General features: G+C 40.5%; 14 protein-coding genes and 11 tRNA genes. 3 read left to right on the top strand and 22 right to left on the bottom strand.

Annotated elements, in window-relative coordinates; genetic code table 11:
• Positions 1-37: 37 nt before the first annotated feature.
• On the top strand, positions 38-685 hold the full coding sequence (locus ECA01S_RS00125) for a uracil-DNA glycosylase (RefSeq protein WP_067391042.1): 648 nt from the start codon (positions 38-40) through the stop codon (positions 683-685).
• A 61-nt stretch (positions 686-746) separates the two neighbouring features.
• Here the strand turns inward: ECA01S_RS00125 and ECA01S_RS00120 are convergent, their stop codons facing one another.
• On the bottom strand, positions 747-1,742 hold the full coding sequence (locus tag ECA01S_RS00120) for a nucleoid-associated protein (protein ID WP_067389241.1): 996 nt from the start codon (positions 1,740-1,742) through the stop codon (positions 747-749).
• A gap of 139 nt (positions 1,743-1,881) precedes the next feature.
• On the opposite strand from ECA01S_RS00120, the gene cls reads away from it, so the two are divergent.
• On the top strand, positions 1,882-3,333 hold the full coding sequence (gene cls / locus ECA01S_RS00115; RefSeq protein ID WP_067389238.1) for a cardiolipin synthase: 1,452 nt from the start codon (positions 1,882-1,884) through the stop codon (positions 3,331-3,333).
• A gap of 38 nt (positions 3,334-3,371) precedes the next feature.
• Here the strand turns inward: cls and ECA01S_RS00110 are convergent, their stop codons facing one another.
• The 4 genes from ECA01S_RS00110 to ECA01S_RS00095 form a co-directional block, all read right to left on the bottom strand.
• Positions 3,372-3,881, bottom strand: a complete 510-nt coding sequence (locus ECA01S_RS00110) for a DUF1697 domain-containing protein (RefSeq protein WP_067389235.1) — start codon at positions 3,879-3,881, stop codon at positions 3,372-3,374.
• A 107-nt stretch (positions 3,882-3,988) separates the two neighbouring features.
• Positions 3,989-5,095: an RNA polymerase sigma factor RpoD gene (gene rpoD, locus ECA01S_RS00105; RefSeq protein ID WP_067389232.1), complete on the bottom strand. Its 1,107-nt coding sequence runs from the start codon at positions 5,093-5,095 to the stop codon at positions 3,989-3,991.
• Between the two features lie 18 nt (positions 5,096-5,113).
• Positions 5,114-6,934 (bottom strand): DNA primase, encoded by a 1,821-nt coding sequence (gene dnaG, locus ECA01S_RS00100; RefSeq protein ID WP_067389229.1) that lies wholly within the window; start codon positions 6,932-6,934, stop codon positions 5,114-5,116.
• Positions 6,935-7,095: 161 nt separating this feature from the next.
• Positions 7,096-7,701 carry a lysozyme family protein gene (locus ECA01S_RS00095; RefSeq protein ID WP_067389226.1) on the bottom strand — a complete coding sequence of 202 codons (606 nt, stop codon included), beginning with the start codon at positions 7,699-7,701 and terminating at the stop codon, positions 7,096-7,098.
• 227 nt (positions 7,702-7,928) lie between these two features.
• Between ECA01S_RS00095 and ECA01S_RS00090 the strand changes: the two genes are divergently transcribed.
• A complete protein-coding gene (locus ECA01S_RS00090) occupies positions 7,929-8,339 on the top strand; it encodes a hypothetical protein (RefSeq protein WP_067389223.1) in 411 nt (136 codons plus the stop codon).
• Positions 8,340-8,398: 59 nt separating this feature from the next.
• On the opposite strand, the gene thiD is transcribed toward ECA01S_RS00090, so the two are convergent.
• The 17 genes from thiD to ECA01S_RS00005 form a co-directional block, all read right to left on the bottom strand.
• Entirely contained in the window at positions 8,399-9,211 is an 813-nt protein-coding gene (gene thiD / locus ECA01S_RS00085) for a bifunctional hydroxymethylpyrimidine kinase/phosphomethylpyrimidine kinase (RefSeq protein ID WP_067389220.1), read from the bottom strand.
• A gap of 209 nt (positions 9,212-9,420) precedes the next feature.
• Positions 9,421-9,936 carry a GNAT family N-acetyltransferase gene (locus ECA01S_RS00080; RefSeq protein WP_067389217.1) on the bottom strand — a complete coding sequence of 172 codons (516 nt, stop codon included), beginning with the start codon at positions 9,934-9,936 and terminating at the stop codon, positions 9,421-9,423.
• A 24-nt stretch (positions 9,937-9,960) separates the two neighbouring features.
• Entirely contained in the window at positions 9,961-10,332 is a 372-nt protein-coding gene (locus ECA01S_RS00075) for a hypothetical protein (RefSeq protein ID WP_067389214.1), read from the bottom strand.
• Between the two features lie 685 nt (positions 10,333-11,017).
• Complete coding sequence (locus ECA01S_RS00070; RefSeq protein WP_067389211.1) at positions 11,018-11,455, bottom strand: hypothetical protein; 438 nt, start codon at positions 11,453-11,455, stop codon at positions 11,018-11,020.
• A gap of 96 nt (positions 11,456-11,551) precedes the next feature.
• Positions 11,552-12,877, bottom strand: coding sequence for a sensor histidine kinase (locus ECA01S_RS00065; RefSeq protein WP_067389208.1), 1,326 nt, complete (start codon positions 12,875-12,877; stop codon positions 11,552-11,554).
• On the bottom strand, positions 12,865-13,581 hold the full coding sequence (locus ECA01S_RS00060) for a LytR/AlgR family response regulator transcription factor (RefSeq protein WP_067389205.1): 717 nt from the start codon (positions 13,579-13,581) through the stop codon (positions 12,865-12,867). Before ECA01S_RS00060 ends, ECA01S_RS00065 begins: the two co-directional genes overlap by 13 nt.
• Positions 13,582-14,097: 516 nt before the next feature.
• A tRNA-Leu gene (locus ECA01S_RS00055) sits at positions 14,098-14,182 on the bottom strand.
• Positions 14,183-14,209: 27 nt separating this feature from the next.
• A tRNA-Cys gene (locus ECA01S_RS00050) sits at positions 14,210-14,280 on the bottom strand.
• Between the two features lie 42 nt (positions 14,281-14,322).
• Positions 14,323-14,394 (bottom strand) — tRNA-Gln (locus ECA01S_RS00045).
• 8 nt (positions 14,395-14,402) lie between these two features.
• Positions 14,403-14,475, bottom strand: a tRNA-His gene (locus tag ECA01S_RS00040).
• 23 nt (positions 14,476-14,498) lie between these two features.
• A tRNA-Trp gene (locus ECA01S_RS00035) sits at positions 14,499-14,572 on the bottom strand.
• A gap of 6 nt (positions 14,573-14,578) precedes the next feature.
• Positions 14,579-14,659: transfer RNA gene (locus ECA01S_RS00030), tRNA-Tyr, on the bottom strand.
• A 1-nt stretch (position 14,660) separates the two neighbouring features.
• Positions 14,661-14,736, bottom strand: a tRNA-Phe gene (locus ECA01S_RS00025).
• 24 nt (positions 14,737-14,760) lie between these two features.
• Positions 14,761-14,836 (bottom strand) — tRNA-Asp (locus ECA01S_RS00020).
• An 8-nt stretch (positions 14,837-14,844) separates the two neighbouring features.
• Positions 14,845-14,917, bottom strand: a tRNA-Val gene (locus tag ECA01S_RS00015).
• Positions 14,918-14,930: 13 nt separating this feature from the next.
• Positions 14,931-15,002: transfer RNA gene (locus ECA01S_RS00010), tRNA-Glu, on the bottom strand.
• Positions 15,003-15,015: 13 nt separating this feature from the next.
• Positions 15,016-15,104: transfer RNA gene (locus ECA01S_RS00005), tRNA-Ser, on the bottom strand.
• Between the last annotated feature and the right edge of the window lie 31 nt (positions 15,105-15,135).

Genomic DNA, 15,135 nt, shown 5'->3' with positions numbered 1-15,135 from the left:
TCTTAAAGACGAGGTGAAAATCATGACTAGTCAAGAAATGCAGTATCCAAAATCACTAGTAGCTTCCGTAGCAAAACAGTTAACCGATTTTCAATTGGAAGGATTTGTCCCTGGTTATGGTCAAATACCGGCCCAGCTGATGCTGGTGGGTGAAGCCCCCGGTCGAACAGAACTAGATACTCACAAGCCTTTCACAGGTGCCGCTGGCCGCGAATTAGATCGTTGGCTTGGAGAAAATCAACTAAGCCGTGAGCAGCTTTATATCACGAGTGCCGTGCGTAACCGTCCCTTCTCTGTCAAACCTCAGCCTAATGGCGAAATGAAATACCCTAACCGAACGCCATCTAAAAAAGAGGTTGCCTTCTCAGCCCCGTTACTGGACTACGAGATCCAGCAAGTAAAGCCTTTGATTATCGCTACTTTAGGTAATATTGGCCTGCAACGACTTTTAGGGAAAGACTACACGGTTTCTCATTACCACGGTCAACTCTTAACACAGCCAATCCAACAAGCCGATCCCAATCATCCTGGCAGCTATTTGCTTACCGAACGTAGTTACCACATCGTTCCACTGTATCATCCGGCAGCCGTTCTCTACGCCCGCCGTCTAGAGCCAGACATTGTTGAGGATTGGCACAAACTAAGCGGCTACTTAAAAGAGCTTCAAGAAGAATCAGGGACATAACTCAAAAAGTTATGTCCCTGATTTTTCATATCCGAATAAACGCTTCTGTCTCAATATTTTTTTAAAACTTATTAATAATTTTCTCAACATTTTTGATGGTAATGGAGACCGTGCCATCTGGATTATTGATAAATTCGATCATATTGGGATCGTGATAAATCTCTAATGGCACAATCAATTCGATACCATTATCCATTTTCAATTTTTGCTTACTAAATTTCTTTTCCGCCACTAGCTTAGGTACTGGGGCCTCTTCCACAAAACTCGTATCCTTCAACTCTTCTTGATACGCTAAACGGGCCGAAACATTATCTTGAAAGACTTTTTCTGCCACGTATTGACTTGAAACGGTCCCAGATTCTTCCACTGATTCAGCAATCGCCTCTTGGACAGCTGCCAAAGTAGCGTATTCTTCTTGGTTGAATTGCTTACTGATTTTTTTGGCCACTTTTTTCACTTCGCGAATGTTTTCTTCCATTGAAGGCAACGGTTCCGATTCAATCACCTGTTCAGAAAAGTACGCCTTTTTTTCGCCTGAAAATTGGTACTTCTTCTCAATTAACTGATAGCTTAAATCATTCAAGCCTACTAGCAATGCCTCATCAGGCTTTTGCGACTTACTTGGTAAGATCGCTCGGTTAACAATCAGCTTATTCGCCACTTGGTCGGCCTCGTATTCCACAAAATGGGTATAGCTTTCCTTGTAGTTTAACTTCATTAAGGCGCCATATAAACGCGTATCTTCTTCATAAAGGGCCACGATAACATCGCCACCAGGTGCGTCTTCACTGCCATTTAATAGTTGGAACCAATGCTCCGTTAATTGTTGGCTAGCGCCGGTAAAATCTGTCTCTAACGCCTTGATTTGTTCCGCAACAAAACTATCACTTTTTAATTGCCCTGTTTTGGTCTGCGCCGAAGCGACTTTTTGAATCTTTGTCTGAACATAGGTTCTAACGGCCTCATTAGCAAGATCTAGCGGGATCTGTGAGTAGACAGGTACTCCGGATTCCCGGTCCATCAAATGTATGATTGCTGATTTTAAGTAAATATCCATTCTATTCATCCTTTCACAACCTCTCTATTTTATCAAATTTCGCTCAATTTGCACGAAACTTTAAAAAACTTCCCGAGGATTTTACTAGGGCGTTACTACCCTTTTCTGCTATACTTAAACAGTTGAAAGGAGTTACCCTATGCAGTATTTAGTAGATATTATTATTGTTTTATTAGTCGTCAATACGCTTCTAGCTATCTATACCGTTTTCCATAAGCAGCGGAGTATCACCAGTGTTCTGGCCTGGATCTTGACTCTTGTCTTTTTACCAGGTATCGGCTTTATTCTTTATAGCTTTCTCGGACGTGGATTAGCGAAAGAGAACCTTTTCCAGCTGGGACAAAAAGACTTTGTAGGGATGGAAATGCAACGGGGGCGAATGCTGAAGTTAGATCTAAAAGCTACTGCTCCACCCATTGATCCTTTTGGTGAACAGGTTATCGACTACTTTGATTACATGAAACAGCCGCCATTGACCCATTGTAACAAAATCAGCTTTTATACCGATGGTGAGGCAAAATTCAAAGCACTCTTTGCCGATATTGAAAAAGCAACTGAATCAGTTCACGTGGAATATTATTCTTTTTTTAACGATGCTATCGGCAACGAATTCCTGGATTTGCTAACAAAAAAAGCCAAGGAAGGCGTACAAACTCGTTTGATTTATGACCCTTGGGGCTCGCCTGGTGCCAATAAGAAATGGTTTCAGCCGTTTGTGGCAGCTGGTGGCGAAGTTGCGCCCTTCATCACGTCACGGGATATGATCCGCAAAACCCGCTTAAACTATCATTTGCACCGTAAAATCGTTGTGCTGGATGGACAGGTCGCCTGGACGGGTGGTTTTAATGTTGGCGATCAATATTTAGGACGTAAAAAGAAATTTGGTTATTGGCGGGATACGCATATCCGCGTGACTGGCCCTAGTATCTGGTCACTGCAAGAGGTCTTTTTGATGGACTGGAATGCCTCTGTTCGGCATAAATCAGAAAAATTGTCCTTTGACGACCAGTACTTCCAACTGTTCAAGCCGGAACAATTAGGTGTGACCCCGATCCAAATCGCCTATGACGGCCCCGATTCTCAATCGGAAATGATCAAAGCTGGCTTTATTCGCATGATCATGAGTGCCAAGGAAAGCATTTTGATTCAGTCACCTTATTTGATTCCCGATGAAAGTGTCATATCAGCCTTAGTCATTGCGGCCCGTTCTAACGTGAATATCAAAATCATGATTCCCTGCATGCCTGATCATCCATTTATTTACCGGGCGACCCAATACTATGCCAATTACCTTCACAGCCGTGGTATTGAAATCTATATGTATCAAAATGGGTTTCTTCACGCCAAAACAATGGTAATTGACGGTAAAATTGCCACCGTTGGAACAGCAAATCAGGATATTCGCAGTTATGCCCTGAATTTTGAAACCAATGCCTTCATCTATGATAAGATGATCGCCCAAGAAATGGCGGCCATTTTTGAAAGTGATCTACCTCAATGTGAACGTTTGACGGATGAAACCATCAACGGCTATTCCCATTGGCTACGTTTTAAGCAATATTTTTCGCGATTACTATCGCCCATTTTATAGCAAAAAGACGCCAGTTTTTTAAACGACTGGCGTCTTTTTTAATCTATCTGCATCTGTTTTAAAACCTTTTCTACCGTGCGGCAATTGCGAGATGTCAACAAAGCTTGATATTTCTTCTTAGCTAAAATTCGGCCAAAACCTTCAGTAGTCTTCCCTTTTTTTACCGTCCAAAGCAAATCATGGCCTGTGAGAGGCTGTAACGCTGGTGAATCTGCTTCATCTAATAAGGCTTCATATAGTGGTACGTCAGTAAATAGGACCATCTGGTTAAAGCCTGCTGTTTCCATCGGTAATGTGGTCAAAAGGTCCGCTAATTCTGTTTCAGTCCGAATCACGCCCGTCTGTTCACTTTGGAAGTACGTCCCAATCTCCCGTAAAACTTTTTGCAGTACCACTTCAGCTGGCGCTTTCGCTGTTAAGACGAGATTTCCAGTCGCCAGCACTGCTTTGCCTGCGAAGCCAGCTTGCTGTAGCAACGCCTCCAGTTGCTGGCTAGAAATCCTTCTAGCGCCTGTATTAATGCCCCGTAAAAAAATACCATAGCGCATGGCTCTTCCTCCTATTTGCTAAAAAAGAATCTGAAACATAACTCAAACAGTCATGTTCCAGATTCTTCCTATCCGAATAAACGCTTGTTCCTACCTCTTCAATATGTTTACTCTAAAAAGTCTTTTAATTGTTTAGAACGAGAAGGGTGACGTAATTTACGCAACGCTTTCGCTTCAATCTGACGAATACGTTCACGCGTCACGCCAAATACCTTGCCGACCTCTTCCAAGGTCCGTGTACGGCCATCATCTAAGCCGAAACGCAAACGTAACACATTTTCTTCACGGTCAGTTAATGTGTCTAACACATCTTCTAACTGTTCTTTTAATAGCTCGTAAGCTGCATGCTCAGCAGGACTAGTTGCTTCTTGGTCCTCGATGAAATCGCCAAGGTGAGAATCGTCTTCTTCCCCGATTGGCGTTTCCAAGGAAACTGGCTCTTGCGCGATTTTCAAGATTTCACGAACCTTTTCAGTCGGCAAGTCCATTTCGGCTCCAATTTCTTCCGGTGTTGGTTCCCGTCCAAGGTCTTGTAGTAATTGACGTTGGATGCGAATCAGTTTATTGATTGTTTCCACCATGTGTACTGGAATCCGAATCGTACGTGCTTGGTCAGCAATCGCCCGCGTGATCGCTTGGCGAATCCACCAAGTCGCATAGGTAGAGAATTTGAACCCTTTGCGGTAATCAAATTTTTCGACAGCTTTCATCAAGCCCATATTTCCTTCTTGGATTAAATCCAAGAACTGCATTCCACGACCAACATAGCGTTTCGCAATACTTACCACCAAACGCAAGTTAGCTTCTGCTAAGCGTTGTTTAGCTTCTTGGTCGCCTTCTTCAATTTTTAAGGCTAACTCAACTTCTTCTGCCGCTGTCAGCAATTGAACGCGACCGATTTCTTTAAGATACATACGCACAGGATCGTTGATTTTTACACCTGTAGGCGCAGATAAGTCTTCTAATTCTTGTTTTGCAACAGGCTTTTCAGCTTTCAAACTATGGGAACTAGGCTCTCCATTTTCATCTACAACACTGACCCCAGCGTCTTCGACTTTTTGGATCAATTTGTCCATCTGATCCGCGGTCAGTGAAAATGGCGTAGCCAACGTGTTCGTCAACTCGTCATATTGGACGTTGCCTTTTGGTTTGTTCTCCCGAATAAATTTTGCCACGGCTTCGTCATATTGTTTGTTCTTTACTTCATTCGCCATGAAAGCGGGCCTCCTTCATTATTGACCGGCATGTTTCAATTGCTTGGTCAAATTTATTATATCAATGGTAAGTTGCAGTTCTAACGCTTTATTGCCGGCTCGTCCAGCTTCTTGCTGCTGGATTCGTTTTTGAGTGATTTCTTCAGCGATACTTGAACGAGCAATGGCAGCTAAGAGATCTGTGATCTCGCGTTCCGAACTCTCCTCACCAAGATTTAGCAAGCTAATATCAACAACCAATTGTTTTAACTGATTGCTTTGGAGAAAATCGATAAACTCGGCTTCCTCAAAATTACCTTTTAACCCAATATAACTATCTAACAAGAGATACAACTCTTGATAGCTATCATGGATAAAGTGGAAATCTGGTTGATTCCGCACAAAATTACGAACACTTTGTTGATGAAACATGCGGTGTAACAGCATTTGTTCAGCCTTTTCTGACTGATTCAATACACGCCGCTTCGGTCTCTGCGGCTGAGTAGGTTCTACATAAGCTTGTTGTCGATCTTGACGGGCGGTCTGCTGATAACTCTGGAATTGCTCCTGCAAACTTTCGACAGATAGCTGAAACTCATGCGCCAATTGATTCAGGTACATATCCCGTTCAACTGGTGAGCGAACCTCAGTCAAGGCTTGTAAAACATCTTGCAAATAAGCTAATTGTTCTCGCTCATTCTTCAAATTGCGGTCACGACGAAAATAGCGCATTTTAAACGCAAAAGGCGTCATTTTACCATGAATTACCGTTTCTCGAAAGGATTCGGTTCCATATTTGCGTACATACTCATCAGGATCTAGCTTTTCGGGCAGATTGACGACGCTCACGGTCAGTCGCGGATGTTCCCGCAATAGTTGTAGCGCACGATACGTTGCTTCGGTACCGGCATTATCACCGTCATATAAGACAACGACTTCTTTGACTGTTCGCTCAATCATCGTCAGCTGCTCATTCGTTAAACTCGTCCCCATCGAAGCAATGCCATTTTGAAAACCAGCCTGCCAAGCAGCAATCACGTCCATAAAACCTTCAAAAAGCAACACTTGGCTTTCTTTGCGGATCATTTGACGACCACGGGCAAAATTGTACAGGGTAAAGCGCTTATTGAAAATTTCTGTTTCCGGACTATTGAGATACTTAGGCATGTCATCGCCAGGAAATTTTTCCGTCTTCAGCAAGCGACCCGAAAAGGCCACAACTTTTCCTTGAGCATTTTCAATTGGGAACATAATTCGTTGGTAAAAGCGGTCCAAACGGTCACCGTTTTCTCTTTCCACGAACAAACCACTTTCTCGCAGACGTTCTTCTGAAAAGCCTTCTTTTACCATGACCTGAGACAAAATCGTTCGCTCAGCTGGTGCGAACCCCAGCTTAAACGTTTCAATAATGTCCTTGGTCAAACCACGTTCTTCCAAATAAGCCAAGGCTTCTTCACCAGCCTTTGTATTCATCAAAATATGATGATACAAATCCGCCGTTTTTTCATGAAGATTGATTAGCTCACGCTCAGTGCTGTTGGTTACAGTCTCCGTCCGTGCGACTTCAATAGTGACTGGAATCTGCTCAATCTCAGCCACCTTCTGGACAGCTTCTGGAAAACTGATTCCTTCCAAATCCTGCAAAAAGGTAAAAACGTTCCCGCCTTTTCCGCAGCCAAAACAATGATAGATTTGCTTGTCCTCAGCAACGGAAAAAGATGGAGAACGCTCTTCATGAAAAGGGCAAAGCCCCATATAATTCTTACCAGACTTCTTCAATTGGACGTATTGTCCAATCACGTCTACGATATTACTTCTGCTGCGAACCTCATCAATAACTTGTTGAGGAATCTGTGCCATCGACTCACCTCCACTACCGTTGTAGTCGGTAAAAAATCGCACCAATAAGCATCAGCGCGACCTTAAAGACACAATTACACTACTGTAATTATAACACGAAATCATTTAGTTTCAAGTGCTTTGCTTCGAGTTACTCGCAGAAAAAACACCTTACCAAATGACTAGCCTAGCCATTGGATAAAGTGTTGATTCATCTTAACCAACTCTGAATAAAAGAAGTTCCCACCGTTTTGATACAAGAAACCACCATTATAAAAAATTGATTGTGGACGTACATATTGATACGTTTCTTCTGAGTCATTGCCTAAAGCTTTTGATAACACGTTTTTAGAATAGTTTTCCGCGATTTTGACCGAATTTTTGCCACCTTTTTCAGCAACAAAGGGAATATAATCGACGCCAAAGTTATAGGCTTGAATAGCCGTCCAGAGATCGCAGTCCTGAGCCTCGCTTTTTTGCAAAGTCTCTGCAAAATAGGCAACGCCCGCTTCAATACTTTCTTTTTGACTAGAGATTTGATGCTGCGCGCCATAGCGGCTCTCACTAGCTTGCATTAAATCAGTCCCGCGTCCCTTACTTTCAGTATAAATAATCGCCAACATCAGATCCTTATATTGGGGAATCTCTTGTTTATCCACCTCGGCTGCCACCAAAGGCTCATATTGCATCACTCGCTGAACATTTTGATAAATCTGCCAACCAAAATAAAGTCCTGTTAAAGGTAAGCCAATTAAAATCAGCTGTATGATTCGTTTTAAAATTTTCATATCTATCCACTCATTTCCAAGAGTCAGATTTCATCTTACTATTCTTTCTGACGTTTGTCCCTCTAATGGTATCATTTTTTGATTTTCTTAACAAAATAAAGAAAGAATCCCCATCATAAAACAAATGTTTTTTAATTATATAAATAACCTATGTTTTACAAGCCTTTTTATTCGCATTTTTATCTCGAAATAGTTATAATATGGCAAACAAGAAAGGAGTATGACCAATGGAAAAACAAGTGCTAACTTCTTATATGGCTCATTTGACCCCTGAGGATCTTGCCATTATTGAACAGCTTGATCAGTTGATTCGCACCACTGCCAAAGTTGAAAGTTACATTTTGACCGGAATGCGCAATGGGTCGACGGAGCCAATGATTGGCTATCATAAGAACAAAAGTCAGCTCGATCATGCCCCTGAAGAGCGAACCTTTCTCATCGGACTTGCCAAAGATAGCGAAGAATTCAAAGTCTATGTCAATGCCGTCAAACACAATCGTTTTCTAGTCAACCATTACCGCGACCAGCTTGGCGAAGTCAATGTTTATAGCAACACGCTTGCCTTTCGCCATTTGGATCAAGTCGACCGAGTTGTCTTTACCGAAATGATCCGCGAAGCGTGTTCCTTATATTCATAATAGACTTTCCAGTAAAAAACAGCAGGACCTCTCAAGTATGCTTGAAAGATCCTGCTTTTTTATTCTATTAACTCTGCGCCGGCCCAGTGGTTGATAGGGCCATATTTATGGCCGATTGTCAGCTCTGCCCCGATTGCTTCATTCACAAACCGTTTGGCAATCTGAACCGCAGTTAATACATCCGTACCCTTTGCTAATTCAGCAGCAATGCAGGCCGATAACGAGTCCCCCGTCCCGTTAATGCGATCTGTCTCGTGATAAGGCGCACTTAACCAATGGCTTTCACCAGAAGCTAGTAAAAGATAATCACGAACCTCCGTTTGTTCAGAAGAACGATGGGCGCCTTTAATCACAACATTTTTTGCGCCCATTTTTTGTAGCTTATGAGCCGCCGACTCAAAATCAGAATTGGTTGCCAGTTGGATTCCCGTCAGCTTCTCTGCTTCGTAAAAATTCGGGGTTAAAACCGTTGCCAAAGGAATCAATTCCTCCTTCAGGGTACTCAACGCTTCTTCTTCAATTAGCATATTCCCATGCTTCGTCATAATCACCGGATCCACTACCAGAGGACCAAAATCATACAATTGATAGTTCTTTACGATGGTTTTAATTAATTCTGAATTGGCAATCATCCCAGTTTTACTGGCACGGATTTGATAATCTTCCGCCAACAATTGAAACTCCTTGTCGATAAATTCTGTTGGCAAAGTCACACTCGCCTGAATACCATATGAGTTGCCGGCGACACAAGCTGTCATTACTGACGCACCATATACTTTTCTGGCAAAGAAAGTATGCAAGTCAGCTTGCATGCCAGCTGAGCCATCACTATCTGAACCCGCAATTGTCAATGCTTGAGGATACTGTTCCATCCAATCATTCTCCTTTATTCTGCTATTTTTTTATTATACCTTTTCGTAGCAAAATAGCGTAATAAAGAGTTTTCTAGAAGTTTTATTTACAAAAAGCGTAGTGCTTGAATATCGCCACCCATAGACTGTCGAGACGACAAATTAAAAACAAAACTGCCATTCGGTTATCACCAGTTGCTCACAAAACCAAGCTGGCCTTCGTGCCTTGGCTAACGCTCTAATTCTTTTGATAAATAGAGAACTAGTTCATCATCATTTCGACAAAGTGCATTCATTTTTAACGGTTCATTTTTATACCAAACGCCCGAACCATCCGGTACGTAACCTCTTTTGCTATAAAGACGTTGCGCGGGACCATAGCCCGCATGTAGCCCCACTCCCAAAGTCACGATAGCCGCCATTTCTTTAGCCCGCTCCTCCACGCTAGCTATCAATAAGCTGCCATAGCCATGTTTTTGAAATCGTTCAAAAATATTGAAGTCGACAATTTCTGGATAACGATCCTTGAACGGTCCCTCAGTGGCTACCGGTTTTAACGTTACATACCCTACAAGTTCCGTCACTTCGGCAACAAAGACTACCCGTTCCCCTGCCTCTTGTTCCCGGTAATACTGGGTAAGAACAGTCTCACGACCATCCCATCCCTGTGCCCGAAAACTCGTGGCAATCAGGTTAATATCTTCCAGTACCATTTTACGAATCACTAGACTCTGTGAAGGCAACATTACCAACTCCCTTTTTTAAATTTCTCAAGTAAACAAGGAAAAACGTGGATCCAACGCCGTATCAGAAATCATAAAGTCTGTTCCTTCTTGTAGATTGAAACTCGCCGTTAAAAGGCGCGAAAGTTCTTCCTTAGATTCCAAGGTATCAATGCGATAACTTTTACTGCTATAACTTATCCATAAAGCACTTTGTAAAAGATCCCGATGTCCGCGCACATCGGGTTTTGCTTGTTCAAATAAGACAAAATAATCGTGAATAACTCGCCCTTCTGGCGTCCTTCTCAAATTCTTAGCGGATCTCGGAATAGTCAGACCCACTTTTTCGTAAATTTGTAGTGGTAAACGACCCCAAATATCCCGCTCCTCAAGTTCTTTAGCTTTTTTCTTAAAAAACATAACCTTCGCCTCTTATCTTGATGTTGCACTAAGTATAGTCATTTGAAAGCCTTTACGCAATAGCATTTTTTATGAAATTGAAGGATGTTTCGATGCTTTGCAAGTTGAGTAAGCAAATGAAATGAAAATTTTTAGTGTATCCAATTATTTATAATGATACGCTAATGTCATTATCACTTTAGGAGGTCAATTATGAAGCGAAAATATCTTTATATTTTTATTCTACTAGCAATCAATTCTACTATCACCTTGGTTGGGAAAAAGGACTTCCTCCCTAGGCCCTTGATTCTCGTATTTTTGGCCATTTCTCTTAGTTTACTAGTATATGTAGCCTTTTTCAAAAAGTTTCCGGAAGAATAAATAGTTGCCTTTAATAATTCCTCCTATGACGAGTAATTAAATCTGCTAATGACTATCCTGGAAACTGAACTCCTTCGAAAGTTTCCATAAAACGATTTTGACTAGCTCAAAAAATATTAAAAAGTTCAAAACATTAGATTATCAATGTCTTGAACTTTTCAACTAGTAGCACGCTACTTATTTTAAATTTCATGATAGTTATTTATTACTATTGGGTAATGAATAACTTCTTTTCACTATACTGTTTACTCAATACTTCTAGTAATATAAAAGACATACGTTGCATAGATTTCCGTTTCTGTTTACCCATAGAGATGAAAAATTATCAAAGACTGAATTTACCTTGTAACAGATTATGCCAAATTCGGAAAAATGCATTTGCTTTATAAGTGTTAGTATTTGCGACATTCATTTTTGAATGATTTGAGCTACTCTTCTTTGTTTCTGTTTCCTTTAACGTTAGTGTTTTTTTCTCACCAGCAGCAGCCTTATTGGCAGTATGTATGATTTCCTCCGTCAACTGGTCAGTATGCAACCGGTCTTTTTCTTCTTCAATGGTATCCAAAAAGATTTTTGATTCTGCTTTTGTCATTTCTCGGCCCAAAACATCATTATGGATCACTAGCTCATCATTTATGATCCTCTTCAAGTCACGTTGGTAATCAATCGTTGCTGCTTGTCCTGTTTCTGAAGAGAATGCAACTCCTGCTGTCACCCCTGCTAAAACAATTGCCGATAATAGAAATTTCTTTGTCTTTGTCATGACCTCCAATAGTTTATTTTTACAATCATTAGTATAATTCACTGATTATAAAAATTACGCAGATGTCATGAATAGCCGTTAACCTGTATTAAATAACTAGATATTAAAAAATATGATGGTTGTGATGTATTGATCCTCTATGATTTTAGTTTCATAAATACCTTTGAAATCTGCCACGACCCTTTGGATGTTTCTTATTCCAAAACCGTCTGTTTTCCTAGATTTTCTTGTCCTCAATTCTTCAACAGCAAATCTATTTTTAATATCAATAAAGAGATTTTTCTCAAAAAATTTTATCGTTAATTGAATCTCGTTATTTGGTATTTTCGCCCGACATGCTGCCTCAATGGCATTATCCAATAAATTCCCAATAACGATGCCAATAATCTCAGGAGGTATCTGAAAAGTGTCTGGTAAAAAAACTCGAGCATCCATGGTTATATCTTTTGAGGCAGCTTCTTTTGATTTCTCCACAAGAATATAGTTCAAAACTGAATGATTTGTGAAAAACAAGCGTTTAGTATCATTGATTTTTCTTTTTTCTAGCAAGTTTAGCGCGGCATCATATTCACCAGATTCAATTAAACCTGCTAATACTATTGTTTGATTATTGATATCATGCTTGAATCGCGAAAGCTCTTGGGTATTTTTCATTTGAAGTTCTAAAGTTTCTATCTGTGAAGAAAACAAATGGTTTTCGAGTTCTGTTTTTCTCGCCGTTTCATAAAAATTTCGCTGTGATTCAAACAATAGCAACACAAAAAAATTAATTAAAGTAAGAACCCCCACTATGAGCCACAATCTTAGATAAGACACGCGATCCACAAAATAAACCTCTCTCATAAAATAAATCAGCATGCTCATAGAAGTAACAGAGATTCCAATAAAACAACCCAGAACGATTCGACTTTGGATTTGATTTTTTATTGGCTTAGCAATCTTGTTTAATAAAAAGAATAGTATACCTAAACAAAATACCTGAATTATTGTACTAAATAATGGACCAAATCGAGCAACTTTAAGATAGACAATAAGTTGGCTTGTCAACAATGTGGCCATTGAACTAGCTAGAATCGTACACAATAATAAGTTACTAATCCAGAAAAATGATGAATATTTATCTAATTGCCGTGGTTTCAATAGGATGGCTATTGTCAGAGTAACTAGTAAATAATTTAGTAGATCGGTGTATTGAACGCCTAAATGTTTTGAAAGTGTAACAAAGAAAGGATATAAATAGTCATTTTTACTAATTAGAATTGCAACTTCTAAGAAAAGATAGGTAGTAAAAAGAAAGAAAAGCTGAATATATACTTTATTCACTTTACCGTTAGCTAATAAGGGCTCTCTGAAAAAAAGACAAATGCCTACTGTCTCTGCTAGCGCTGGAATAAACCAAGTTATTTCATTTAAAAAATCCATCCCATCGTTTTCCTCATCATTTCTACTATGAAGCTTTTTACATCTTTCGAATACTTTCTACCAATAGGAATCACAATATCTTGTGACAGTTTCAAGTATTTACTGTTGAATTCCGTAATATGGACGGCGTTTATTATAAAAGAGTTATGTGCTCGAATGAAATTTTGATCTAGTCGACTAATAATCTCATCAGACGACAAGTTTACTTTATAAGTATCAGTTTTTGTATGAATCAACGCCTGTCGACTTTGTTTTTCAATATAGATGATTTCTGCATAAAGTAAGCTATATGTAGAGCGATTATACTCGAAAACAAATCGGTTACTACTCATATTCAAGTAACTCATCAATTTGTCTACAACATGCTGAACATCTTTTTCTGATACAGGTTTAAGCAAATAGTCAAACGTATGCAAATGGAAAACCTCTTCCATATATTCACTAAAACTAGTAACAAAAACAATAGGGCTGTGATTTCCTCTTTCTCTGATACTTCTAGCTAACTCAATTCCCATCATACTAGGCATCTCAATATCCAGAAAAAAGAACATGTAATCTTCCTTTTGACAAAAGGTCAGTAATTCGACTGCACTTGTAAATACATCCACCTCTAATTGACTTTTGTATTTATCGAAGTTCAAAATTGCCGACTCAATTTGTTGTGCCACAATTAAGTCATCATCACAAATAGCGACTTTTATCATATACCACACCTCATTCTCTTAAAAATCAGTTAAACAAATAACAAAAACGAAATCTAGCTCGTAGTAAATCATTCCAAATTCAAAAAATCACTTGTTCTATAAGATATAGTATCAGCGGTATTCATTTATGACATGCACCAAGTCGAGGTGGAATCAATCTGCGCCGCGTGCTCTGTTTCTGAAAAAACTATTGCTGCTGTCAAATCTGCTAAAACGATTATTGATAATAAAAACTTTTTTGTCATTAACTAGACCTCCACTATTTTATCTTACCAACATTAGTATAATTCAATGCTGGCAAAAATTTCGTAGGTGTCATGAATGGTCCTGCTGATGCACTACACAACTAATTATATATTTAAAATGTGACTGTAGTGATATGTATTAAGCTTAATTTCAAAGCTTCTGCTATAAGCGTAGTAAAATAAAATGTTCTATCTGTTGTTTTATAGTCCAACATACTCCGTTTTCATTCGCAAAAAAAGACTGATAAATCAACGATTTATCAGTCTTTAATACCGGCGGCCGGGGTCGAACCGGCACGCCCTCAACGGGCACTGGATTTTGAGTCCAGCGCGTCTGCCAATTCCGCCACGCCGGCATGTTAAGAGTAGTATTTTTAGTACTAAGGCGGTAACCGGATTTGAACCGGTGATGAAGGTTTTGCAGACCTCTGCCTTACCACTTGGCTATACCGCCATTATACTATTTTTATTCAACAATAACAAACTATTATTGAAACTGGGGTAGCTGGATTCGAACCAACGCATGAGGGAGTCAAAGTCCCTTGCCTTACCGCTTGGCTATACCCCAATGAAAAGGGCGAGTGATGGGAATCGAACCCACGAATGCCGGAGCCACAATCCGGTGCGTTAACCACTTCGCCACACCCGCCGTGATAAGAACAAAATATTAAATGGCAGGGGTAGCAGGAATTGAACCCACACTAACGGTTTTGGAGACCGCTGTTCTACCTTTAAACTATACCCCTATAAAATGGAGGAGAGTGGATTCGAACCACTGAACCCTAAGGAACGGATTTACAGTCCGTCGCGTTTAGCCACTTCGCTACTCCTCCATGGTGGCGCGGGACAGAATCGAACTGCCGACACACGGAGCTTCAATCCGTTGCTCTACCAACTGAGCTACCGCGCCATATTTAAGCTGTTTAAAATATAATGGCGGTCCCGACGGGAATCGAACCCGCGATCTCCTGCGTGACAGGCAGGCATGTTAACCCCTACACCACGGAACCAGCATATATGGAGGTTAACGGGATCGAACCGCTGACCCTCTGCTTGTAAGGCAGATGCTCTCCCAGCTGAGCTAAACCTCCAAATTATATTTTATGACCCGTACGGGATTCGAACCCGTGTTACCGCCGTGAAAGGGCGGTGTCTTAACCGCTTGACCAACGGGCCAGATTTGTTGTAACGGAGAGTAAGGGATTCGAACCCTTGAGACAGGGTTACCCGTCTACATGATTTCCAATCATGCTCCTTCGGCCTCTCGGACAACTCTCCAAAGCTTCAGGAAGTACTCTTCCGTGAAGAT

This window comes from Enterococcus canis NBRC 100695, assembly GCF_001544375.1.
GTDB lineage: Bacteria > Bacillota > Bacilli > Lactobacillales > Enterococcaceae > Enterococcus_H > Enterococcus_H canis.
Note: the sequence above shows the minus strand (reverse complement) of the source record. Positions and strands in the feature narration are given on the sequence as shown.